General features: G+C 66.6%; 26 protein-coding genes, 2 tRNA genes and 1 pseudogene. 16 read left to right on the forward strand and 13 right to left on the reverse strand.

The genetic code is table 11. The features are described from left to right. Nucleotides 1–98: 98 nt before the first annotated feature. Nucleotides 99–1,118: a sulfate ABC transporter substrate-binding protein gene (locus tag ACOFKX_RS09810; protein WP_419826804.1), complete on the reverse strand. Its 1,020-nt coding sequence runs from the start codon at nucleotides 1,116–1,118 to the stop codon at nucleotides 99–101. A gap of 64 nt (nucleotides 1,119–1,182) precedes the next feature. Then, nucleotides 1,183–1,641 carry an RrF2 family transcriptional regulator gene (locus ACOFKX_RS09815; RefSeq protein ID WP_419826805.1) on the reverse strand — a complete coding sequence of 153 codons (459 nt, stop codon included), beginning with the start codon at nucleotides 1,639–1,641 and terminating at the stop codon, nucleotides 1,183–1,185. 132 nt (nucleotides 1,642–1,773) lie between these two features. Here ACOFKX_RS09815 and infA point away from each other — a divergent pair, with 132 nt between their 5' ends. From infA to ACOFKX_RS09840, 5 genes are all read left to right on the forward strand, one after another. Then, a complete protein-coding gene (gene infA, locus ACOFKX_RS09820; RefSeq protein ID WP_003049127.1) occupies nucleotides 1,774–1,992 on the forward strand; it encodes a translation initiation factor IF-1 in 219 nt (72 codons plus the stop codon). 31 nt (nucleotides 1,993–2,023) lie between these two features. Further along, the gene (locus tag ACOFKX_RS09825; protein WP_419826806.1) at nucleotides 2,024–2,617 is read left to right on the forward strand and encodes a Maf family protein; all 594 of its coding nucleotides are present in this window, start codon (nucleotides 2,024–2,026) and stop codon (nucleotides 2,615–2,617) included. Further along, entirely contained in the window at nucleotides 2,610–3,593 is a 984-nt protein-coding gene (locus tag ACOFKX_RS09830) for a ribonuclease (protein ID WP_419826807.1), read from the forward strand. Before ACOFKX_RS09825 ends, ACOFKX_RS09830 begins: the two co-directional genes overlap by 8 nt. Continuing rightward, complete coding sequence (locus ACOFKX_RS09835) at nucleotides 3,559–3,738, forward strand: DNA gyrase inhibitor YacG (protein WP_419826808.1); 180 nt, start codon at nucleotides 3,559–3,561, stop codon at nucleotides 3,736–3,738. The genes ACOFKX_RS09830 and ACOFKX_RS09835 overlap by 35 nt, the downstream gene beginning before the upstream one ends. A gap of 72 nt (nucleotides 3,739–3,810) precedes the next feature. After that, nucleotides 3,811–3,886: transfer RNA gene (locus tag ACOFKX_RS09840), tRNA-Phe, on the forward strand. 399 nt (nucleotides 3,887–4,285) lie between these two features. Here the strand turns inward: ACOFKX_RS09840 and ACOFKX_RS09845 are convergent. Next, nucleotides 4,286–4,392, reverse strand: a pseudogene (locus ACOFKX_RS09845) (transposase); the annotation flags it as partial. 180 nt (nucleotides 4,393–4,572) lie between these two features. Further along, nucleotides 4,573–4,770, reverse strand: a complete 198-nt coding sequence (locus tag ACOFKX_RS09850; protein WP_419826809.1) for a hypothetical protein — start codon at nucleotides 4,768–4,770, stop codon at nucleotides 4,573–4,575. 350 nt (nucleotides 4,771–5,120) lie between these two features. Between ACOFKX_RS09850 and ACOFKX_RS09855 the strand changes: the two genes are divergently transcribed. Then, nucleotides 5,121–5,327, forward strand: coding sequence for a cold-shock protein (locus ACOFKX_RS09855; RefSeq protein WP_419826810.1), 207 nt, complete (start codon nucleotides 5,121–5,123; stop codon nucleotides 5,325–5,327). An 852-nt stretch (nucleotides 5,328–6,179) separates the two neighbouring features. Here ACOFKX_RS09855 and ACOFKX_RS09860 read toward each other — a convergent pair. Further along, a complete protein-coding gene (locus ACOFKX_RS09860) occupies nucleotides 6,180–7,106 on the reverse strand; it encodes a fatty acid desaturase (RefSeq protein ID WP_419826811.1) in 927 nt (308 codons plus the stop codon). A gap of 712 nt (nucleotides 7,107–7,818) precedes the next feature. Here ACOFKX_RS09860 and ACOFKX_RS09865 point away from each other — a divergent pair. The 6 genes from ACOFKX_RS09865 to ACOFKX_RS09890 all read left to right on the forward strand — a co-directional run bounded on the left by ACOFKX_RS09865 (nucleotide 7,819) and on the right by ACOFKX_RS09890 (nucleotide 12,499). Then, entirely contained in the window at nucleotides 7,819–8,427 is a 609-nt protein-coding gene (locus ACOFKX_RS09865; protein ID WP_419827401.1) for an Arm DNA-binding domain-containing protein, read from the forward strand. A gap of 4 nt (nucleotides 8,428–8,431) precedes the next feature. Then, nucleotides 8,432–8,983 (forward strand): site-specific integrase, encoded by a 552-nt coding sequence (locus ACOFKX_RS09870; RefSeq protein ID WP_419826812.1) that lies wholly within the window; start codon nucleotides 8,432–8,434, stop codon nucleotides 8,981–8,983. Further along, the gene (locus tag ACOFKX_RS09875) at nucleotides 8,941–9,756 is read left to right on the forward strand and encodes a hypothetical protein (RefSeq protein WP_419826813.1); all 816 of its coding nucleotides are present in this window, start codon (nucleotides 8,941–8,943) and stop codon (nucleotides 9,754–9,756) included. The genes ACOFKX_RS09870 and ACOFKX_RS09875 overlap by 43 nt, the downstream gene beginning before the upstream one ends. A 377-nt stretch (nucleotides 9,757–10,133) precedes the next feature. Continuing rightward, on the forward strand, nucleotides 10,134–10,334 hold the full coding sequence (locus ACOFKX_RS09880) for a helix-turn-helix domain-containing protein (protein WP_419826814.1): 201 nt from the start codon (nucleotides 10,134–10,136) through the stop codon (nucleotides 10,332–10,334). 79 nt (nucleotides 10,335–10,413) lie between these two features. Then, complete coding sequence (locus ACOFKX_RS09885) at nucleotides 10,414–11,106, forward strand: DUF6371 domain-containing protein (protein WP_419826815.1); 693 nt, start codon at nucleotides 10,414–10,416, stop codon at nucleotides 11,104–11,106. Then, nucleotides 11,099–12,499, forward strand: coding sequence for a PriCT-2 domain-containing protein (locus ACOFKX_RS09890; RefSeq protein ID WP_419826816.1), 1,401 nt, complete (start codon nucleotides 11,099–11,101; stop codon nucleotides 12,497–12,499). Before ACOFKX_RS09885 ends, ACOFKX_RS09890 begins: the two co-directional genes overlap by 8 nt. Nucleotides 12,500–12,624: 125 nt before the next feature. Here ACOFKX_RS09890 and ACOFKX_RS09895 read toward each other — a convergent pair whose 3' ends face one another. After that, nucleotides 12,625–13,329, reverse strand: a complete 705-nt coding sequence (locus ACOFKX_RS09895; RefSeq protein ID WP_419826817.1) for a hypothetical protein — start codon at nucleotides 13,327–13,329, stop codon at nucleotides 12,625–12,627. Between the two features lie 330 nt (nucleotides 13,330–13,659). Here ACOFKX_RS09895 and ACOFKX_RS09900 point away from each other — a divergent pair, with 330 nt between their 5' ends. Continuing rightward, a complete protein-coding gene (locus ACOFKX_RS09900) occupies nucleotides 13,660–14,457 on the forward strand; it encodes a hypothetical protein (RefSeq protein WP_419826818.1) in 798 nt (265 codons plus the stop codon). 46 nt (nucleotides 14,458–14,503) lie between these two features. Here ACOFKX_RS09900 and ACOFKX_RS09905 read toward each other — a convergent pair whose 3' ends face one another. Then, nucleotides 14,504–14,761 carry a hypothetical protein gene (locus ACOFKX_RS09905; RefSeq protein ID WP_419826819.1) on the reverse strand — a complete coding sequence of 86 codons (258 nt, stop codon included), beginning with the start codon at nucleotides 14,759–14,761 and terminating at the stop codon, nucleotides 14,504–14,506. A 444-nt stretch (nucleotides 14,762–15,205) separates the two neighbouring features. Between ACOFKX_RS09905 and ACOFKX_RS09910 the strand changes: the two genes are divergently transcribed. Both ACOFKX_RS09910 and ACOFKX_RS09915 read left to right on the forward strand, forming a co-directional pair. Next, a complete protein-coding gene (locus ACOFKX_RS09910; RefSeq protein WP_419826820.1) occupies nucleotides 15,206–15,412 on the forward strand; it encodes a hypothetical protein in 207 nt (68 codons plus the stop codon). Nucleotides 15,413–15,724: 312 nt separating this feature from the next. Next, nucleotides 15,725–16,117, forward strand: coding sequence for a hypothetical protein (locus ACOFKX_RS09915; RefSeq protein ID WP_419826821.1), 393 nt, complete (start codon nucleotides 15,725–15,727; stop codon nucleotides 16,115–16,117). Between the two features lie 298 nt (nucleotides 16,118–16,415). Here the strand turns inward: ACOFKX_RS09915 and ACOFKX_RS09920 are convergent, their stop codons facing one another. The 6 genes from ACOFKX_RS09920 to ACOFKX_RS09945 all read right to left on the reverse strand — a co-directional run bounded on the left by ACOFKX_RS09920 (nucleotide 16,416) and on the right by ACOFKX_RS09945 (nucleotide 21,260). Further along, nucleotides 16,416–17,345, reverse strand: a complete 930-nt coding sequence (locus tag ACOFKX_RS09920) for a transporter (protein WP_419826822.1) — start codon at nucleotides 17,343–17,345, stop codon at nucleotides 16,416–16,418. Beyond that, the gene (locus ACOFKX_RS09925; protein ID WP_419826823.1) at nucleotides 17,257–17,820 is read right to left on the reverse strand and encodes a hypothetical protein; all 564 of its coding nucleotides are present in this window, start codon (nucleotides 17,818–17,820) and stop codon (nucleotides 17,257–17,259) included. Before ACOFKX_RS09925 ends, ACOFKX_RS09920 begins: the two co-directional genes overlap by 89 nt. After that, nucleotides 17,814–18,587 carry a metallophosphoesterase family protein gene (locus ACOFKX_RS09930; RefSeq protein WP_419826824.1) on the reverse strand — a complete coding sequence of 258 codons (774 nt, stop codon included), beginning with the start codon at nucleotides 18,585–18,587 and terminating at the stop codon, nucleotides 17,814–17,816. The genes ACOFKX_RS09925 and ACOFKX_RS09930 overlap by 7 nt, the downstream gene beginning before the upstream one ends. 1 nt (nucleotide 18,588) lies before the next feature. Beyond that, entirely contained in the window at nucleotides 18,589–20,373 is a 1,785-nt protein-coding gene (locus ACOFKX_RS09935) for an AAA family ATPase (protein WP_419826825.1), read from the reverse strand. A gap of 248 nt (nucleotides 20,374–20,621) precedes the next feature. Beyond that, nucleotides 20,622–20,696, reverse strand: a tRNA-Gly gene (locus ACOFKX_RS09940). Nucleotides 20,697–21,080: 384 nt separating this feature from the next. Further along, nucleotides 21,081–21,260: a hypothetical protein gene (locus ACOFKX_RS09945; protein ID WP_419826826.1), complete on the reverse strand. Its 180-nt coding sequence runs from the start codon at nucleotides 21,258–21,260 to the stop codon at nucleotides 21,081–21,083. A 180-nt stretch (nucleotides 21,261–21,440) separates the two neighbouring features. On the opposite strand from ACOFKX_RS09945, the gene ACOFKX_RS09950 reads away from it, so the two are divergent. Further along, nucleotides 21,441–21,716 (forward strand): hypothetical protein, encoded by a 276-nt coding sequence (locus tag ACOFKX_RS09950; protein WP_419826827.1) that lies wholly within the window; start codon nucleotides 21,441–21,443, stop codon nucleotides 21,714–21,716. The last annotated feature ends 110 nt before the right edge of the window (nucleotides 21,717–21,826 follow it).

Below are 21,826 nucleotides of genomic sequence, written 5' to 3' on the forward strand. Positions count from 1 at the left end.
ACCGGGGCGGGCCCGTCGCTATATTCATGCAGATACGGCTGCCGGCAAGACTTCATACCGTCCAAGCGCGACCGTAGGCCGCGCGCCACGGCACGCGGTCAATGCTTGGCGGCGGCGAAGATCTGGTCGAAGGCGGCGCCATCCGCGAAGTGCGCCTGCTGCGCGCGCGCCCAGCCGCCGAAGTTCTTGTAGATGGTGAAGAGCTTCACGCGGGGGAACTTCGCCGCATACTTCGCCGCTGCCGCGGGATCGATCGGCCGGTAGCCGTTCCGGGCGATGATGTCCTGCGCCTGCGGGGTATAGAGGAACTTGAGATAGGCCTGCGCCGCCGCCAGCGTTCCCTTGCGCCGCGCATTGACGTCAACGACCGCGACCGGCGGATCGGCGCGGATCGACACCGACGGCACGATCATCTCGAACTTGCCGCGCCCGAGCTCGTCCTGCGCCAGGATCGCCTCGTTCTCCCAGGCGAGCAGCACGTCGCCCTGCCCGCGCTGCACGAAGGTGGTGGTGGCGCCGCGCGCGCCCGAATCGAGCACCGGTACGTTCTTGAACAGCTTGGTCATGTAATCGCGCGCGCCGGCATCCGAGCCGTATTTGGCTCGCGCGTAGCCCCAGGCGGCGAGGTAGTTCCAACGCGCGCCGCCGCTCGTCTTGGGGTTGGGCGTGATGACCTGCACGCCCGGCTTGATGAGGTCGCCCCAGTCGCGGATCGCCTTGGGATTGCCCTTCCGCACCAGGAACACGATCGTCGAGTAATACGGGGTCGAATCATGGGGCAGGCGCTTCTGCCAGTCCTCGGGCAGAAGTTGCGCCTTGGTGGCGATCGAGTCGATGTCGTAGGCGAGCGCCAGCGTCACCACGTCGGCGGGCAGCCCGTCGATCACCGCGCGGGCCTGCGCGCCCGATCCGCCATGGCTCTGCCGGATGGTCAGCGTCTGGCCGGTCTTCGCCTTCCACACCGGAACGAAGGCGTCGTCGATCGCGCGGTAGAGCTCGCGCGTGGGATCGTAGGAGACGTTGAGCAGCTCGACAGCGGCCGGCGCCGCGACGGCGGCGATCGGGCCGCCAGCCACGGCGGCGGCGATGAGACCCAGCAGCAGGCGACGTGCGATCATGAGCTTTCCCCCCCGATAAGGATGCCTCCGCCTATACCTTATCCCAAACGTAGGAAATAGCTCTTTAGGCGACCCTTTCTTGGGCGGTCGATAGCCGCGCTTCGTCGAGCTCGAACGAAGCGGCCGATGCCAGCGTCGTCTCGCTCAACGTCCGTACCACCGCGTCGCGCACCACCAGTGCGGCGCGCCGGATCGCGCAGGTCGCCTCGTCGTGGCAGTCGCCGCAGGCCGCGTAGAAGTTGATGCTGGCGCACGGCACCAGCGCGATCATGCCGTCCGTCACGCGGATCACGTCGGCGAAGCTGATCGCGTGCGCGGGTTTCGCCAGCACGTAGCCGCCACCGGGACCGCGCCGGCTGAGGACGAAGCCTGCCTTCTTGAGATCGAGCAGGATGATCTCCAGGAACTTGCGCGGCACGCGCTGCCGCTCGGCGATCTCCGCCGCCGCCACCGGCCGGCCGTGCTCCGCCTCCGCGAGGTGGAGGAGCGCGCGGAGCGCGTAGCGCGTCTTCTGGGAAAGCATTGCGCGGCGTTAGGCCGGCCGGCCTTTACCGGCAATGACCGGGCCGGCTTCCCTTGCGCAGCGCGAGCGGCTAAGGGGCCACGTTTTCCGCGCCCCCCGATCCCGGCCGACGGCGCCCCGCACAGAGGTTTGATGGCGAAGGAAGAACTGCTCGAGATGCGCGGCCAGGTGGTGGAGCTCCTGCCCAACGCCATGTTCCGCGTCCGGCTCGAGAACGATCACGAGATCCTCGGCCACACCGCGGGCAAGATGCGCAAGAACCGCATCCGCGTCCTGGTCGGCGACGAGGTGCTGGTCGAGCTCACGCCCTACGATCTCACCAAGGGGCGCATCACCTATCGCTTCAAGTGATCCGGCGCCCGCGCGCCGGCGACCGCTTGCCGTGAGCGCGGACGCGGCGCGCCCGCGGCTGGTGCTGGCCTCCGCCTCGCCGCGCCGGCTCGACCTGCTGGCGAGACTCGGCGTCGTGCCGCACGCGATCGATCCCGCCGAGGTGGACGAGACGCCGCTCGCCGGCGAGCTGCCGCTGCCCCATGCCCGCCGCCTCGCCGCCGCCAAGGCCGCAACCGTCGCCGCGCGTCATTCCGGCGCGTTGGTGCTCGCCTGCGACACCGTGGTCGCCTGCGGCCGCCGCATCCTGCGCAAGGCGGAGGACGAGGCGACCGCGCGCGCCTGCCTGGAGCTGCTGTCCGGACGGCGCCACCGGGTCCACTCGGCGCTCGTCCTCGTCGATGCGGACGGTCGCGCACGCCGGCGCGATGCGACCAGCATCGTCGCCTTTAAGCGGCTGACGGCGGCCGAGCGCGACGGCTACGTCGCCGGCGGGGAGTGGCGCGGCAAGGCGGGAGGCTACGCCATCCAGGGCGCGGCCGAGGGCTTCGTGCGTCACCTCGCCGGCAGCCACTCCGGCGTCGTCGGCCTGCCTCTCTACGAGACGCGCACGTTGCTGATCGCGGCGGGGCTGCCGCTTGGCTGAGTGGCTGCTCGACGAGGGCGTCGGCGAGCATCGCGCCGCGCTCCTCGACGGGGGCGAGATCATCGAGGCGGCGATCGACAGGCTCGACGGCCGGCTGCGCGTCGGTGCCGTCGTCGCGTGCCGGCTGGGCGAGAAAGTCGGCGGCGGCGCGTGGGTGGCGATGTCGGCGGGGGACGCCATCGTAGAGGCGGTGCCCGCCGGCGTCTCGCAAGGTGGCGAGCTGCTCGTCGAAGTGGTGCGGGAGGCGATCCCCGAACCGGGGCGCGCCAAGCCGGCGCGCGTCCGCGCAACCGATAGGCCGGAACGTGCGGCTCCGCGCCTAGCCGATCGGCTGACGGGCTTTCCCGTCCGCAGGCTGGGCGGCCACGAGGGCGAGCGGCTGGAGCGCGCCGGCTGGTCCGCGCTGGTCGAGGAGGCGGCGTCGGGCGAGATCGACTTTCCCGGCGGCGCGCTGCGCCTGTCGCCGACGCCGGCCATGGCGCTGTTCGACGTCGACGGCGCCGGACCGCCGGGCGAGCTCGCAGTCGCCGGTGCGCGCGCCGCCGCTGCGGCGATCCGCCGGCTGGCGATCGGCGGCTCGATCGGCATCGACCTGCCGACCGCGCCCGCGCAGGCGCGTCGCGCCGCCGCCGATGCGATCGACGCGACACTGCCGCCGCCGTTCGAGCGGACCGCCGTCAACGGCTTCGGCTTCGTCCAGATCGTCCGCCCGCGCCCGCGTGCCTCCATTCCCGAACTCGTCCGCGCAGACCCGGTGCTCACCGCCGCGCTGGAGCTGCTGCGCCGCGGTGGCACCGGGCATGGCCCGCGCCGTCTCGTAGCGGCGCCGGCGGTGATCGCCCGGATCGCGGCGCGAGCCGAGTGGACCGAGGAACTCGCGGCGCGCGCCGGGGGCGCGGTCGCCTTGCGACCCGATCCCGGCACAGCCATATCCACCGCCTATGTCGAGCTCCTCGGCCAGATCCCGCCGGCGTAGCGCCTGCCCGGTGTGCGGGGCCTTCGCATCCGACGCCGATGCGCCCTTCTGCTCGCAAGGCTGCCGCGATCGCGACCTGCTGCGCTGGCTGGGCGAGGGCTACGCCATCCCCGGCACGCCCACCGACCGCGACGAAGAGAGTTGAGGGGCGGGACTACGCCCAGGGCCTAGACAGCCCCGCCCGCCCGCTCTAGGAGCCCGCCTCCGACGCTATCGTGCCCAGGTAGCTCAGTTGGTAGAGCATGCGACTGAAAATCGCAGTGTCGGCGGTTCGACCCCGTCCCTGGGCACCATCTATCTGCTGATCCGACCTTTGAGAAAAAGTTGGTGGCGGCTCCTTACGCGCTCTAGGACCTGCCCAGCGGCAGGCGAGAAGCGCCGCGCGAGGGTCCATGAGCGGCTCGGCGCTCATGACGTCCTAACCGTTTTGAACCATTGTCGATGGCCGAGCGGCGACTACTGCCGATCACCCGATGCGCCGCGCGCGAGCGTTCCCTGCCGCTGACGTGCTTCCAAAGGCTCTAGCAGTCATGACTGGAATTCGGGGTTGGTATGGTGCCTCTCGGGGCGGTGTTGCACACCCGCCTGGCAGCATCGGCGTCGACCACCGCCAGGATGCGAATGCGCCGGCCGCTGATCAGCGTGTCGCTGACGAGGTCGAGGCTCCGACGCTGGTTCGGCCCCCGCGGTAACGCGCTGCTAATGCCGTGCTTACGGCACACGTCGGCGCTCGCATCCCGGCCTCCTGCTCGCGCAGAACCGCGATGATCTGCTCCTCGCTGAACCTGGTCTTCTTCAGATCCGTCCCCTCACAAAGGCGGACTCTAGCTCAAATTGGAGGAGTTCAGGAGAGCAGGTCACCGGCTGCCGCGACGTAGGCGCTGCTGCGGCGCGCTACGCCTCCAGCCCTAGGGCGCTCGTGCCTTGCCTAGCGTTGGGACGCAAAGGTAGGTGACGATCTGCATGGCGCGCGCTCCCGTTAGGTGGCGTTGACGACAGGTTCGGCTGGCGGCTTCGCGTCCGCCAGCGAGAGGAAGCCGTTGCACACGGCGCCCGCCACGTAGCCCTGGCACCAGCCCTTTTCGTCAGGCCGAGCCTTGCCGTGCCGGATGTCGGTAGTCGCCATCGCGGCTATCAGCTCCGCCCGCCCGACGCCGTCGCCCCCCCCCCCGGCCATGAGCCTTACGCCGGGCGACAATCACGAGAGCCATTAGCGCGAGCACCCTCCTATCGCTTCTCCATGGTCCGGCAAAGGACATGTAGATGGGCCGGAGCTGGATCGTCGATGAATGTCAGCAACTCGCGTCGTGCCTAGCGGTGGCCGACGCTACTGCCCGCAGGTTTCATCGAAGAGCCTTGAAATACTAGGCTATCTTTTCGGCTTAGATTGTTTATAACTATCGTTGCTGACGTCGCACGCGACGGATATCGGGCCGCCTCGGCTCCCCTTTGTCCTTTACTAGCCTCAAGAAGCCGGGATGTGCCTGTTCGGCGCATGCCCGTCATACACGGACAAAGGATGTCCATATGATCACCGGAACCGTCAAATTCTTCAATGCCGACAAGGGCTATGGCTTCATCGCGCCCGAAGATGGGAGCGCCGATGCCTTCGTTCATATCAGCGCCGTGGAGCGCGCAGGGATGCACTCGCTCGATAAGGACCAGCGCGTGTCCTATGAGATGGAGACAGATCGTCGCGGGAAGACCTCGGCGGTGAACCTTCAGGCCGCTTGAGGGCAGCCTTCGGCGGAGGTTTCCGAACCTCCGCCGTTCTTCCTCACGTGCAGGAGCCCTGATGTCGCCTTCGCAATTCTACCGCGCACAAGCTGTGCAACAGCAGTCGGCCGCCGACGCCGCGATACTCCTAAACGTTCGAGACCGCTGTCAGCGCGCGGCCGATGCGTGGGGCGCCCTCGCAACCCGCAGCGAGAACACCGACACGTCGCGTGCTTTGAACAGGCTTGCCGAGGACGCTAACGAGATTCCGGATCGCGGCTCGGCCTCAGCCTGAACGGAAAAGGCTATGCACGCTGTCGCTCGAGCTGCCCTACTCCGAGGACGATGAGATGGCCAAAGGACAGAAGAAGAGCAACAAGGAAGCTCGGAAGCCCAAGAAGGAAGCGCCTGCGAAGGTGAGCGCGGCCAATCCCTCCATGAAGGGCAATGCCAAGCCCGGAGGGTGAGATTCTTCATTGCCGTGCGCCATCACCGGACGAGGCTCGCTCGCGGGCTACCGGACGGAGGATCGCATCGACAACGAGGCCTGCGGTGACGGAAGCAGGGTTGATCTGCCCGGGACGACGGCGCCCGCAAGGAGCGGTGCCAGCTATTGCGCGTGGTGTGGGCGAGACATACACCGACCGGCACAGCCCTGCTCAACGGCCGGCAGCGCAGGCATGGCTCTCGCCATTACCAGCCCGAGCTTGGGCGAGCGGTGCAAGTAGGAGTTTCGAGCCCGCGTGGCATGAGCTGAGCGGGACCAGGCGCGCCGTCGCGTCGAACTCGGTGAGAGCTCACGCGAAGGAGCAGCCGCATCGCCGGAGATGGAGGGCTTCAGCCGCTGCAACGCTGGACGACCTACCTGTCTTAGATCGCGCGGGCGTCCCTGAAGGAGATCATGCGTTCGTTCGCCTCGTCCCAGAGCGTCAGCCGCACCGTGCCGAAGCTCTCGCCTATCCCGAGCCTCCCGAGGCTGGTCAGTTCGGGGAAGGCGCGCAGCACCCTGTTCAGCCGATAGAAGGGGATCGTGCTGCACAGGTGATGGACATGGTGGATGCCTATATTGGCCGTAAACCAGCGCGCGACGGGCGGCAGATCGTAGAAGGAGCTGCCGTGGAGCGCCGCCTCGCGGTAGCTCCAGCGATCAGCGCGCCGCCACGTCGTGCCCGGAAACTGGTGCTGGACGTAGAACAGCCAGATCCCCGCCGTGGCCGCGACCAACGTGACGGGTAGCTGCACGGCGAGGAACGGCACCAGCCCGACGGAGAGGATCAACCCGCCGAACAGCGCGACGACGGCGCAGTTATTGGCCATGACGCCCAGCCAGGGCCGCCAGCCACGGCGCGCGGCGGCGGCCGGCACGCGATGCCTGACGAGGAACTGGAAGGCCGGGCCGATGCCGAACAGGACCACCGGGTTGCGGTACAGTCGATAAAGGCATCGCCGCCCCGCCGACCGCGAACGATATTCCTCGAGCGTCAGCGTATCGATGTCGCCGAAGCCACGGCGGTCGAGGTTCCCCGTCCCGGCGTGATGGAGCGCATGGCTGTGCCGCCAGTCGTCATAAGGCGTGAGCGTGAACACGCCGAGCAACCTGCCGGCCCAGGTGTTCACCCCTCGGTTGCGAAAGAAGGAGCCGTGACCGCAGTCATGCTGGATCAGGAACAAGCGGAGCAGGAAGGCGCCGGCCGGGATGGTCAGAAGCAGGCTCGGCCAAAAGCCCGCTCGCACGAGCATCGCAGCCGCGAGCCACAAGGCGAAGAGCGGTCCCGCCGTGAGCGCAAGCTCGATCATGGCACGCGCGTTGGACGCTCTCCGGAACGGCGCCAGCCCCCTGCCCAGCCGGCGACCGTCGTCGTCAAGACGCTCGGCGGCATGGTCCGCCTCGCCCGGCCCCGGACGCGAAAGCTTGTGACTTGGGATGAAAGCTGTCCTCGGCCGTCCACATCCGTACGAGACTACGGGATGCGCTTGGGCGGCAATTGGCGTGAGATCGTACATCCTGCAAGCCGGGTCAGATGTCGCGTAACGACGAAACCTGTCCATCTAGCCTACGAACCCCTTGGAGCTACCCCACTGTTATCCCGCGCACCGAGGAAGAAGCAGCGAGGATTCGAATAAGGCTGCTAAATCGCGGCCTGCGCTGCGGAAAGTCTGGAGCGGGCGAAGGGATTCGAACCCTCGACCCCAACCTTGGCAACTTAACATAACGCTGATGCATGCGTGAGATTGCGTATACTAACCCTCTATGATCAAGCCATTGCGCTCCGCCTGCGTGAGCATGGCAGAGCGGCAATACTCGGTTCGCTGTTACCCCAGCGTTACCCCGCGAGCAACAAGGTTGGGGTCACGAGGTTGAGGTCGCCATATTTGAACTGACGCATGCGCCCGTAAGAGGCGATTTGCCGGACGCTGGGCACGCATGCGCACGTTTCTGGCCTGTTGCGGCCCGCGGAAATCTGGGCCTATTGAGCAGCCCTCTTTCTGGAGGGCGCAGACGTTGGCCGTGCATCGCTTCACCGACAAGTGGCTTCAGGGGTCGAGCATGGTGCCCGACGCCGGGCGGCACGAGTTCGTCGACTCGCTCTGCCCCGGCCTCCATCTCCGCGTCTCCGCGAAGGGCACCAAGACCTTCTCGGCACTGGTTCGCGTACGCGGCGCGCTGCGGCGGGAGACCATCGGCAAGTACCCTCGCGTCACGCTGAGCGAGGCGCGCGACGCCGCCCTCGCCTCGCTCCGGGACGCCGACAACACGGCGTCCGGCCATCCGCGGCCGCCCGCCGCGACGACGACGCTGCAGGAACTGATCGACGCCTACGTCGAGCGCCACCTCAAGCCCAACGCGCGATCCTGGAAGAACATCCGGGCGTCGCTGCTCGGCTCCAAGCGGTACCCGTCGCGGCTGGCTCACCTGCTCGCCCGGCCGGTCGGTGAGATTCGCAAGATTGAAATCGTGGATTTGATCGATCGGGTCATGGCCGAGGGCAAGCCGCAGGCCGCCGTCAACCTGCTCCGGCACATCAAGATGCTGTTCAACTGGGGCGGCCGATCGCGACGTGGTCCCGGCCAACCCCTTCGAGCGCATCCGGCCTCCCGCCCGTACCCGCGAGCGTGATCGCGTGCTGACCGACTCGGAGATCGTGGCGATCTGGCGAGCGTCGTTCAGCCTCATGTCCCCGTACGGCCAGATGTATCGCATGTTCTTCCTGACGGGCCAGCGCCGGAGCGAGGTCGCCACGATCGAGTGGCACGAGCTACAGGGCGACGTCTGGATGCTGCCTCGCGAGAAGGTGAAGAAGGACCGAGCCCACGCCGTGCCCCTCACCGCCACAGCCCGGGCGACGATCGACAGCCTTCCCTGCTTCGGCGAACGCGCTTTCGTGTTCACCACCACCGGCGGCGACTCGGCGAGCAGCAACTTCGTGAAGGTGAAGCGCGAGGTCGATCGGCTCTCCGGCGTCACGGACTGGCGCATCCACGACATCCGCCGCACCGTCAGGAGCAAGCTCGCCGAGCTGGGCGTTCCCCGCGACGTGGCTCGCAAGGTGCTGAACCATGAAGACGGCAAGGTGGATCGCATCTACAATCGGCACGAGTACCTGGCCGAGAAGCGGGAGGCGTTGGCGCGATGGGAGACGAGGCTGCTGGAGATGACGGCGCCGCGCACGTAGCCGTTCCGCTCAGCCCCGAAGAACGCGACCGCATCCACGCCGAGTTAAGCCTCCTGTCGCCAGACGTTGTCGGCCCGAATGTCGATCGGCTGATCGAGTTGGTTGAGATCGCGCTTGGGATTACCACCAACGATCTCTTCGACCGAACGTATGGACCTCCAACCGATGAGGACGAGGCAGCCGCTCGCGTCGGAACCTCGTCCTTTAAGCTCGAGGAACATATCCGCGCTCTACTCACGGCAGCGCAGGAGCTCGACGAGCAGATTCGTAGGGTAGGCGCTGATGATCGAGCTATGTCGGCTTATGAAGTCATCGAAACCGATCCACTTCGGCATGCCCTGGCAGGTCTAAAAACACGCGATAGATTGTTCGTCGAAAGCGCCGCTCCTCTCATAACAGAAGCGTTGGCCAACCTGCGCTTCCTGTCGGCAAACACTGAGTCTCGATCTACGCTCCTGTTCGACGGCAGTCCCGCGTGGTGGCTCGTACGGGCAGTGATGTTCTATCGGCATGAGCAAGGTTTGCCACTTACCAACACTTGGTCCTCTGGCGACGCGCCTAAGAGGAAGTTTGCTCGACGAGGCGATCGAGATCTAGCTGCCGGATCGGCAGCGGCCAAGCTAGTTGAGGGAACAGCGAAAGTCTTCCAGGTTACGGCAAAACATGGGGCGCTCCGTCATGCCATGAACGAGTACGCCGCCGTCCTGAAAGCAAGCAACCGCTCACCGAAGCTTTCTGACTTCGACAACGTGTTCCGTCACGTCCGCTCATGAGAGCCTGCTTAAGTTCAGTGGAAACTTAAGCGTCCTCGCTGGCGCTCGGAGTTTCGCGCCCTCTAAGCACCGCCTGTCGCAGATGGGCGAAGGCCTGCGGCGAGCGCTGTCTTCCGGTGCCAAGCGGGAAGGTTCGAAGGTGCTCGGCGCAGGGAGAGCGTAGTATTGGCTACTGCGTTCTCACTCCAAGCGGAAGCGGCGACGTGTCGACCTTCGGGTCGACTGAAGCGGAACGTCCCCGGGGACTAAGAAAGACTAGGTAAGGGAGCCGAAGGCAGGAAGTTCCAAATCGCTTCAATGCTCAGGCTCCAGTTAAGCAAAGCATGGTCCATTACCGCGCAACGCTTTAATGCTGTTGCGTAAGCAAGGAGGTTTACGTGCGTGACATTCCTATTTCCGGGAGAATGTTCTATTCGCCCGACGAGATCGCGGGTTTTCTCGGCGTTCACCGCAGCACCGTCGATCGCTGGTCGCGAGAGGGCAAGCTGATCGCGCCCGAGAAGGTCGGCTCGCGTGTCCTCTACTCCGTCGCGGACTTCGAGGCGTGGGCCGCCAACCCCAGCAAGAAGGCGGCGTAATACCGGATCGAAAGCATTCTTGTCCCTGTCGGCGCCGGGAGCTTAGCTCTCGGCGCTCGGCCTTTTACGGGTACTTGCCGTGGCTTATCCCTTCGCCTCCGCTCCTACCATCGCCGAGCGCGTGGCGCTCGGGCTGGGACTAAACCGAGTGGAAGGAGGCGCGATCGTTCCTATTCCCGACAAGTGGCACCCCGACCTCATACAGCAGACGAGCACTCCGGGTGCGAAACACATGCTCCACCAGCTAGTTTGCGAGGGGTGGGCGTTCTCCCGTCTCGACTTCTACTTCGACGAGGAAGGCCGGCGCATCGCGGGCGCCTTGCGGATGGATCATCCCGAGCAGGGCAAGAAGGTGCTGCCCGTCCGCTCGTCGCGCGCGCTTGGAATGAACCCTTTCGCCGAGATCAAGGCGCTCGAAGCCCCTCGTCCTATATACAACCTCCACCATCTCGCCGCGCGGCTTGACGCCCCTGTGCTGATGGTTGAGGGCGAGAAGGCAGCCGAGGCCGGAACCGCTCTGTTCCCCGATCATGTTGTCACGACCTGGCTCGGTGGCGCGCAGGGCGTCGCCAACGCCGATCTCCGCCCCCTCGCTGGGCGGGACGTCACTATCTGGCCCGACAACGACGAGGACGGGCTCAGCGCCGCCGACAAGCTCGGGCCGCTGCTGGCAGACGTCGCCGCCGCATCCGTTCGCGTGGTAAAGATGCCCGCCTACTTTCCGCGGAAGTGGGACGTCGCCGACGCCGTACCGGACGAACAGCGTGGCTGACGGCGCTCATCCGCTTCTCATCGCGCTGCTGGCGGAGGCGGTGCCCTTCGAGACGTTCGCCGCGTCGCGTCCGCGCAAGACGATCTCTTCGCCCGGTGAAGCGAAGCCTCGGCCGGCCATGAGCGAGGGGGAGGGCGACCTCGCCGTCGGCATCGCGGCCGTTCAGTATCTCCTCGATAACGAGGAGCTGTCCATCGACGGCTATGGTGAGTGGCTGAGGGTGTGCCTCGCCTTCAAGAACAGCTTCGGCGAGGCGGGCTTCGCGCCCTGGCTCGCCTTCTCCGAAGCGGCGGAAGGCTTCACGTCCGAGGAGAAGTGCCGCAAGCAGTGGGACGCCTGCAAGCCGCGCGCCGAGGGGGCGCCGCTCACCATCGCCACCTACATCGCGCTCGCCAAGGAGGCGGGATGGAAGCCGCCGCGCCGCAAGCGGAAGGCTGACGACGACGCTGGCGGTGATGAGGCTGGCTCATCGGGCAAGCTGCCGAGGGGTACCGACGCCGGCGCGCACGTCGTCGACCTTACGATCGAGGCCGGCGACGAGCTGTGGACGGATCAGGACGGCAAGCCGCACGTCACCTATCTGGCCACGCTGCCGGACACTCGCGAAATGGCGCGCCACGCGCCGGTGGCTAGCGAGGCGTACGCCGCGGTGCTCCAGCAGCGCTTCCACGACGACGTTCCGAACAAGGTGCTCACCAAGGATCAGCTGACCCTCGCCGTCCAGCTGCTCGGCCATAAGGCGACGGAGGGCGGCGTCGAGCATGTCGCCGCGCTTCGTGTCGGCGAGCACGACGGACGCGTGTACGTCGATCTCGGACGGGCCGACGGCGCGGCGGCGGAGGTGGACGGCGACGGGTGGCGCGTGGTGCCGGCCGCCCCCGTCCGCTTCGTACGCGGCACGCGCGGCGAGCTTCCCGATCCCACGCCGGGCGGTACACTCGCTGACTTCGAGCGCCACTTCAACCTGTCTTCCGACGACCTGCTGCGCCTGCTCGGCTTCCTCGTCGGCACCTTCAACGTCAGCGGCTCGTACAGCATTCTGCTGACCGACGGCGAGCAGGGCTCGGGCAAGAGCACGCTCAACGACAAGACCGTCAGCCTCGTCGATCCGCCGCGCCAGTTCAAGGGCGCGCGCATGGCGTTCACCGCCAAGGAGCAGGATCTCCAGATCGGCGCGCTGGGGGTCCACGTGCCCTACTTCGACAACGTGTCGAGCTTCTCCGCAGAGGCGGCAGACGCGCTGTGCCGCCTCTCCACCGGCGGCGGCTCCGGCGCCCGCACGCTGTACACGAACACCGGCTATACAGAGATCAGCGTCATCCGCCCGATCATCGTCACCAGCATCGGCTCGCCGCCGAGCCATATCCCAGAGCACTGCGTCCGCGTGTCCTAGCGACCTCCTCTGCGGCTATCGCGCAGATGACGCTCACGACCAGCGTGATAAAGATGATCAAAGGACTTCCCTCCTAGGTGCGGCTGAGCGTCGAGAGGCGCGCTGGTGCGTGGCAGACCCGCTCGTCATTTCGCCGCCGCCTCGACGCGATACCGGAGCCCGTCACCGCCAAGCCCGAGCAACGTGATCTTCGTGTCGCGCCAGGTGACCGTCTGCGGGTACGTGCCGGTGATCGGGAAGCTGAGGTCCTCCGTAAAGGCGGGCCGCGCCATGTCGTTGGAGAACTCGCGGTAGCTCAGCCGCAGCGTGCCGGCGCTCGCTCCCTGATAGATCAGCACCGCCTGATGGTTGTTCTCGCCGAAGCCCTCCGGCACGCCCGTCACGGTGTAGGGCACCGGCTCCTTGAGCAGCTTGGTTGTGCCCATGATGGACTGCGCGGACACGCTGTCGAAGGTGCCGTCGCGATCCCGATCGGTGAGGCAGGCGCCACCCGTCTGGTTCATCATGTTGGTGTAGGTGTCCTTCGCCACCGTGCAGACGCGCAGCTTCTTCGGCGTGTCCGTCTCCGCCTTCATCGGCGAGCCCGCGCTGATCCGCACGTCGCCCTGCATGCCGAGGTCGACGTCCACGTCCCGCTCCAGGATGACGCCGGGCACGACGATCATGTTGTACCGCTTAAGCAGCGGCGAGCCGATCGTCACAACGCTATCTACGCCCGCCTCGGGTTTCTGGCCGACCTCGCGGTGCGCCAGCTGCGCGACCGCTGCGCCAGCGACGCTTGCCGCCAGCAGCGCAGCCGCCGCGATACGAGTACCGATGTTGCTTCTCACCCCGTCGCCTCCCTCTCGGCGACGCTGGCACCAGCCGGCGCCGCCCCTAGTCCATCTCGGGGCGGCGGCCGAAGCCGGATGTTCGAAACCCGCAGGAGTCCACAGGCGCATGCGCCTTTACCGTTGCCGGCTGGACATGCGCGCATGCCACCCGGCCCCAGCGTGAGCTGCGACCGGCTGACTCCTGAGAGAGGTTTCGACGCCCCACCCCCTCGGCTTTCACGAGGAGGCGGCCGAACCTTAGGTGTCGGCACGTGAAGTTGGCAAGTGACGGCGGACGGCTGGACATCCCGACGAGCGACGTGCGATCCCACACATGGGAGGGGCTGCGTGGCGAAGCTCAACAGGAAGCAGATACAGGCCCGCGCTCTGGAGCTGCTGGAGGCGACGCCCGGCGGCATCCGCTGGGGAGAGATGCTTAACGCCATCCACGCCGCCGATCCCGAGACGCCGCAGAACAGCATTCACGGCGCGCTACAGACGCTGCTCACGACCAGCGACGACATCGCCAAGGTGGCGCGCGGCACCTACCAGCTTACAAAGTATCAGGACGCCCAGGCGAGCGCAGCCATCGCGCAGGACGAGGCCGTGGCGAACGAGCCGCTGATCGTCGAGACGCCCTCGCACGCCAAGGTGACGCTCCTAGAAGCCGACTTCTACGGCAGCTTCGCCGAGTGGCTGTCGGACGTCGCCGAGGAGGTCAACGTCGCCGTCGCGCTCGGCGGCAGCATCCTGAAGGGGAAGTGGGGCACGCCGGACGTGATCGGCGTGCTCAAGCCGCGAGCGCAGGATATCCTGAAGTTCGAGCCGCAGATCGTCTCGGCCGAGATCAAGATCGATCCGGGCCAACCAGTCGTCGCGTTCGGTCAGGCGGTGGCGTACCGCCTGTTCTCACACAAGAGCTACATCGTCGTGCCGCGAACGACGAGCGAGGACGATCTAAGCCGCCTCAAGGCGCTGTGCAGCATCCACGGCGTGGGGCTGGTGACGTTCACGCTCGACAAGGCGGCGCCCGACTACACCGTCGTCGTGCTGCCGGTGCAGGCAGGCCCTGACATGTTCTACGCCAACCAGATGCTTCGGCGGCTGCTGGACAGCTCGGCCGAGCTGTTCAACAAGCTGTTCTGAAGCAACGGCGAGCGTCGGAGCTTCCGCCGACGCTCGCTGCTCGCGCTTACTGCGGCGTCGTGGTGGACGTTGCCGTCGTCGTCTTCACGGCTGCCCCGTTTGGCGTCGCGGCCGTCGAGCGGTGCACCACCTTCGTCACCTTAGGATGTCGCTTGCCGTCGTGATGCGTCACCGTGTGGGTATGGACGCTCGTCGTGTGAGTGGCGGCGACCGCGGGCGCTGTCGGCGCTGCGGGATCAGTCTGCGCGACGGCGACTGAGGAGCCGGCGACGGTCACGAGAGCGGTAAGGGCGAGCATCCTCATATTGCTTCTCCTAGCTCGGCGAAAGGCCGACGGGAGTGATGTAGCCGCTCGACCGATGCATCGTTGATGAACGTCCTGCGACGGCGGCTCGACGTCGCTACCGACCGAATCGGTAGGTCGCTGGAGCGACGAGGAGGCTCGCCAGCAAAGCGCCGAGAGACTACGACGGTTGGCGCCGCGCAGCGGACGGCATCGAGCGGTCAGGGCAGAAGCTACTGCGCGTGGTGCGGCCGAGACATCCACCTCCCGGCACAGCCCTGCTCGGCCACGGACGGCGCAGGCATAGCCACCGCAATCACGATCCCCGGCATGGGCGAGCGGTGCAAGTGGGAGCTGCGAACCCGAGTGCTGAAGTAGCCAGCATGAACGCTGCAACGGCACGGCGTCAATCTCGGCCCTTCCGCGTTGAAGCTGGACGAATGAATGTGTGAAGTCGGAGAAGCCTTGGCTTGGGATAGGATCGACAGCGTAGCGCCGCCCGTCGGGCGGCCGGTGCTGGTGCGCACGTTGGAAGCTGGCGAGCCCATCGTCGCGTTCCTCGCGCCGGACGGCGCCTGGTACGAGGGCGGCGCTCTAGTTCAGAGCGCGTCCATGCTCCTGGCCGCCGTGCCCACCGAGTGGTGCGAGCCCGAAGGCGCGGATCGCCTGTAGCTCGGCAAGCCGGGCACTGCGCCCAACAACTAAGTGGAGGACGCTCTGACCATCGGCGCAACGTCGGCCCGCAGAACAGCGGGCAGCTTCTTACTCGCCCTAACCCTCGCACTCGGCGCATGCGGCAAGCCGAAGCAGAGCGACCCGCGTGAGGTTGCGAAGGTGGAGGGGAACACGAAGTGGCAGAAGGCTGCCTGCGCGTCGCCGACCGCCTAAGATAAGCTCAAGGGACTCATCTTCGATCGGGCGATAGGCGAGCGCGCCGGTAATCGCGCGAACCTCGACACGCTGGCCGACTACTCCGTCGCGAGGATGGAGGAGCCGGTCGTCACCGGGTGGGACGCCGCGCTGGACGTGACGCGGTGCCAAGGCCGCCTCGTTCTGGAGATCCCGCCGGGTGCGGAGCGCGGGTTCGCGGGCGAGCGCCATCTGCGAGCCGACATCGGCTACACCGCTCAAGCCGCCGCCGACGGCAATGGCTTCGTTTACCGGCTGACGGGCGGGGATCCGATCGTCAGCAAGCTCGTCGCGTTCAACATGACGAGCGGCGCCTACCAGCCACCGCCGGCGATCGACGAGACGCAAGTCGCCGCGGCGGACACTGCCGCGGCGGATGAGGCGGCCGCCTCCGCGCCTGCGCCGGGCGCCGCTCCCTCCGCGGGGATGCCGAACCAGAGGCAGGCTGAGAAGCGCCGACGCACCTGACGTCAGGCGGCGCGGGCGTCTCTGAACGTGCGGAGTCGGAGGCAGCGATTGGCTTGGAGCAGGATCGACAGTGTCGCGCGCCGTTGGGCGCCGGTGCACGTGCGCACGTTGGAGAACGACGAGCCTACGATCGCGTTCATAGCGTCCGGCGGCGTCTGGTACGAGATCCGCGTGCTCTTTCAGAGCGGGCGACGGTGCTCGCCGCGGCCCCGACGGAGTGGTGCGAGTCAGCGGACGAGACGAGCCTGCAAGAATCGATAGTCTTCAGACCAGGTCGGATCACCGCTGCTTACTCTTATCACAGCTTTAGCGAAAGCGACGCGCCTCCCGAGACCGCGGCAGCGCCATTTGACAGACCTTTTGAGATGTACGTCGTGAGCCGCAAACGATCATCGGCAAGCGGAGCGGATGCGCCGAGCACGACCTCGTGGGCATCACGAATAAACCGGCTCGCGGCCCGAACATATTCGTAGTTCAGCACAAGCGAACAACGCGATCCGATCGTGTAGCCCGTACCGGCGGTGACGTCGAAGCCGTTGCGAAATTGCCATTGCCTGTTATCGCCAAAAATCCTGTAGACGGTGGATACGGTTGGTGTGAATCGTCCTATCGTCTTCGTCAGGTCAACGCCGACCGAATAGTCGGCCTTGCCCGTGGAAAGCTGGCTGGCGTTTGACGCGGTCGGCACCTTGGCCCGCACCGACAGGTCGACGTCGAAGCCGCGCGCCTCACCGTGCGGGAGAAGATAGGACGCGCCCACTGTGAGGTCGCCGAAGCCACTTCTGACACGATCGGTCATGCCGACTTTCGGCGCGACGAACAGCGGTGTCCCACCCAGGCCCGCGAAGAACGTGCCGTCGCTCCTTATCCGCATTCGCGGGATGTACGCGACGAGCCGCAATCCGCCGATCTGGTAACGCGCGCCGAACACCACCGAGACGATCTGTGTGTTGGTGGGCGCTCCGAAATGTCCGCTCCAGATCGACGCGCCAGCGGTCACCGACAGTGCGCTTGGCAGCGCGTCCGACGCCTCCTCGGCCTGCGCCGAGGCTGGTGCAGCGATCCCGGCTAATGCAAATGGCAGCGCCCACGCGTATCGACCGCCTTCGCGGAGCCGCTTTCCGAAACGATGCGGCCGTTCAATGCAAGCGGAGCGTTTGCAGCGCATCCTTCGCATCGAGACGCGCAGCCTTGATGGCCACGCCTTCCTTTCGTTCGGGCGCAGCATCCTTCTCTCCCAAGCCGTTCGCGGCGGATCGCGTTGATGGTGTCGATTGGGTCGTTAATTCAGACGATCGGCGATCGGCGAAGCGACCCTCGGGACTGCTGTGGGATGAGCGCCGGGCGGCACGTCCCTTGTTCGTGCCGCCGAGCGGCCGGTGCCTGCCGGCGCTGGAAGGATGCGGCGTTGTTTCCTGGTACGCCGCTTCGGACACGCGAACTGTTCGTGGCTTGTCGCTCGGCGTCCCGAGCGGCTCAAGCACCACCCGCTTCGCGACTCGACTACGCGCGCCGAGAAAGCCCTCGCTTTGCAGGACGCCCAGTGTACCAGCGCCGATCGCTAGCGCCAATGGCAACGCGATGATGAGGCCGGTTCGGCGACGTCGACGGATGCGTATGGCCGTGGATGCGCCGAGGATGCCGGCGAGTTGCCGATCCAGTACCTCGCGATATGGCGGGGGCGCCTGATGCCCCCTCAGCAAGGCTCAGTCTCCAACGGCGCTGGGACGTCCACCCCACGCTCGGAAGTCGCGCTTATCGACCACTGGCGGCTTCCCTCGAAGCCAACCGCGGTTAGGCGACCCGTCCGGTACGCGCCCGTATCCAGGTTGATGCGGTGGCGCAGCATCTCCGGGCCATGCTCGCGCACGCTGTGGCCATGAACGATCACCGCCTCATGCTCGACCTCGGCCGAGAGAAACTCTTCGCCGATCCAGAGCAAGTCGTCGGGATGCTGGCGCGCCAATGACGTGCCGGGCCGTATGCCGGCGTGCACGAAGTAGAAGTCGCCCGACCTGTAGGAGAATGGCAGCGCCGCCAGCCATGCGGTGACGCTTGGCGGAACCGCGCGCCGCGCGGCGGCGACTATGTCCGCCAGTTCCAGGGCAAAATCGTTGTCCTGAAAGCCCCAACTCCGCAAGGTCTGCTCGCCGCCGAAGCGTAGCCAAGCCTCGAACGAAGGCTCGTCCCCATCCAGCGCCTGGATCATCATCTGCTCGTGGTTGCCGCGGAGCACGATCACGTCACCGTCGCGACCGGTGTTGTCGTGCAGCCATTCAACGACCTCGCGTGAGCATGGGCCTCGATCGATGAGATCGCCGATGAACAGGATCCGCGTCCGCTGGGCGGGCCTACGTTCGGCATCTGCGCGGATCCGCGTCAGCAACGTGACGAGAAGGTCAAGGCAGCCATGGACGTCACCGATCGCGTAGATACGTTCGTGCCGTGCGATCCTGGGCGGCGCTCGCATACTACCGCTCGGTCCACTTGCTGAACAGCGGACGGGCGCGAACGACGCGCGTCGCGATGATTCCGGCGATGTCGGCGTTTGCGTAGGACAGTGTCGTCAGCGCCCGGCGGCTCGCGCCTCGCGGCGTAACTCGCCAGCGCAGGACGAACAGCACGCGATCGGTGAGCGACGCCAGGATTCGCGTTTCCGCCAGTCCGAGCACGGGCGCGGTGTCGAGCAGCACCAGCTCAAAGCGTGCGGCAAGCTCGGCCAGAACCGGCGCCATCAGCTTGGCATCGGACAGGTCGCGGAACGACGTATCGGCGCTATGGCGCAGGAAATGCGAGCCTGAGACATCCTGCTCAATGGCATCCGATAGGCTGGATTGATCGTCGAGGACCTGAACGAGACCTGCGGTCGAACGGCCGGGGAGCGACTTGCTGAGGATCGCCCGCCGGCCGTCGCAATCAACGACGACGGTCCTCACGCCGGACAAGGCCGAGGCCCGGGCGAGGCACAGGGCCGTCGTCGTCTTGCCCTCGGCCGGGATCGCCGAACAGATTGCGACGGTGAGCCCGCCGTTCGGGCGCAACGACAGCGACGAGAGCGCGTCTCGCAAGGAGGACAGGAGCAGCGAGCCACCATCGCCGAGGATCAGATCGGCCGGGTCGCTCGATCCCGATCGGCGCCCGCCGCCCGTCTCGGGCACCAGCGCCACCACCTTCGTTCCGAACGCCGCCTCTATCGCGCGGACGGACCGGAATCCCTTCGCCTGCATCTCGTGCACGAACAGGAGAAGGCCCGTCGCGGCGGATGTAGCGGCGAGGGCGATCAAGAGGATGAGTGGCGTCGACGGTCTGCCGTGTCGTTGCGGCGTCACGGCACGTTCGACCCGCACGACGTAGGGGAAGGGCGGCGCCAGCGCCTTCATCTGATCGAACAAGGCCACGCGACGCGCTTGCGCGGCCGCGATCGCGGCTTTGAGTTTGGCGATCAGCAACGTCACCTGCGGATTGCCTGGCGTCGCCGTCGCGGGAGGCACGGCGTCACGAGCGCGGTGCAAGCGCGCCTTGGCCTTGCGGACGTGAGCACGGACGGTCGCAAGGTCGGACGTCGCCGCCGTCAACGCGGTGGACGCGGCGTCGAGCCTGGCGCGGTCTTCCGCGATCACGGGATGCAGCGGCCCATATCGTTCCTCGAGCGCCTCGAGATCCTGCCGCGCGGCATCGCGCGCGCCGGCAAGGGTGGCAACATTCGCCTTCGACGCGGTCTCGAGACCGATCGCGTCCGTGAGCTCCTGTTGCGCTTCGGCTTGAGTGCCCTGGCCCAAAACCGGCGGCGTCGGCACCTGAGCGGTGTTGATCGTCGCGCGCACGAGCGCGAGAGCGCTGGAAAACTCGCCAACCTCCCTGTCGGCTGCCGCAAGGTCGTTCGCGAGCGCGCCACGCCGCATTCTCGACGCCGGATTGTCCGCAACTCCGTCGAGAACCTTGCCGAGTCTGGTTCCCGACACGTAGCGATCCCGATCGTCGAGCGAGACCACGAACAGCGATGTTCCGGGTTCAGGAGCTACAGTGATACGATCGTCGCCCGCCTCGACCTGATGAGCAAGGCGCTGCCTTAGTATGTCCGCCGTGATCTCGGCCGGCACGTGAGCCTGCGTCGTCAACCATTCGACGGAAACGCTGGCGTCCGACCGATACAGCCTTGGCATCAACATTAGGACGAGGATCGTCGCTGCGGCCATGGTCACCAGGAGCATGGCGATCCAGGACTTACTAAGTTGGATAGCGCCGGCTGGACGCACTGCGTGCGCCTGTGTCGCGCCAACAGGCGCTTCAACGGATATGCTTTCGTAGGACGCGGTGCGATCCCCTCTGAAAAGCCAGATAACAGAGATGACTGCCCAAGCCCAGCGTTCGTCGTAGCCTTGGTCCCAATCCTCCGCAGCCTACCGGACCACCGGGAGTTACCCCGTTGTTACCCCACGCGCCGGGCGGCAGCACTGAACGCCCTTCAGGGTCCAGCTAACTACCTATCAATGTTGTCGAAATCTGGAGCGGGCGAAGGGATTCGAACCCTCGACCCCAACCTTGGCAAGGTTGTGCTCTACCCCTGAGCTACGCCCGCTCTGGCGTCGCGCGGCGGGCATACCCGCCGAGCGAGGGCGGCCTTTACCGTGGCTTAGGGGGGTAGGCAAGCCCGTTGCCGGGTGCCGAGCGACAACGGCTGAGATGGGCTTAGAAGCTATCGGGGTAACAGCGGGGTAACTCGCGTTGGTGGGCTTCGCTGCGAGCCAGTAGCGCGTGGTGAGCCGTCGGCCTTTGGAGCAGAGAGGTTAGCTGCGTCCCCGCGTACGGTCGCAGCCGGTCACGACCTCAATTAGGTTGTGCTCCGCTCCCCGCCTTCTGACGGACCGAGGATGTCGTTCAGGCCGGCATCAACCAGCCGGCGAGATCGTCGGGAGCTTGCCCAGCGCCGGGCGGGCGTACAGGTGGCCTTGGTGGAAGCGCACTACTCTCCGGGCGGCGGCGTCTCGGATGGCGCGGTACCGGGTTCGTTGTAGCCAGGATCCGGCGGCGAGATGCCGGGCACGTCGGGGTTTGGAGCCTCGGCGGGTGAGCCGACGCCCGGCGCCTCTTGAGGCGACTGCGGCGCGATGACATCGATGCCGGGATCGGGTTGCGTAGCCATAGGGAAGCTCCTGTCGCTCGCCGGAAAGCGAGAGGCTGACGAGCGACCGAGCGAAGGCGCAGTTCCCTCGTGCGACGTTCCAGGTTGCACTCGCTTCTAGGTCGCGTCCCAGCCGATCGTGGTGGAACTTAGAGCCTGTCGCCACCTTGAGTCGTTTTCGACATGACGAGGAAGCGAGCGATGACGGAAGCGACATGGGGTGACGGCGCGCGGACGCCGACCATCGACTGGCGGATGAGCGCATCGCTGGAGAATGTCCCGCGCGGCGACGCCGACGTCGCTGAGGTGACGAGCCTGGAGGGCGCGGTGCGGGCGTGGTCGCAGCTCGACGCGAAGCATCAGGCGGAGGCGGTGCTGAAGCCGGAGCGCGCTGTCCAGATCGACGGCGTCTCGTCTGACATCTTCCACGCGGAGGGCATCGGCAGACTCGTGGAGCATCTGCCGACCGCGGACTGACGGCGAGCATCGCAGTGCTCCTTCAATTGCTCCCGACGTCCCGGGTCCGCAGCTCCCACTTGCATCGCTCCCCCAAGCCGGGGATCGTGTTGGCGGCGGCTATGCCCGCC

The organism is Sphingomonas sp. (assembly GCF_965200105.1).
Taxonomy (GTDB): Bacteria; Pseudomonadota; Alphaproteobacteria; order Sphingomonadales; family Sphingomonadaceae; genus Solisphingomonas.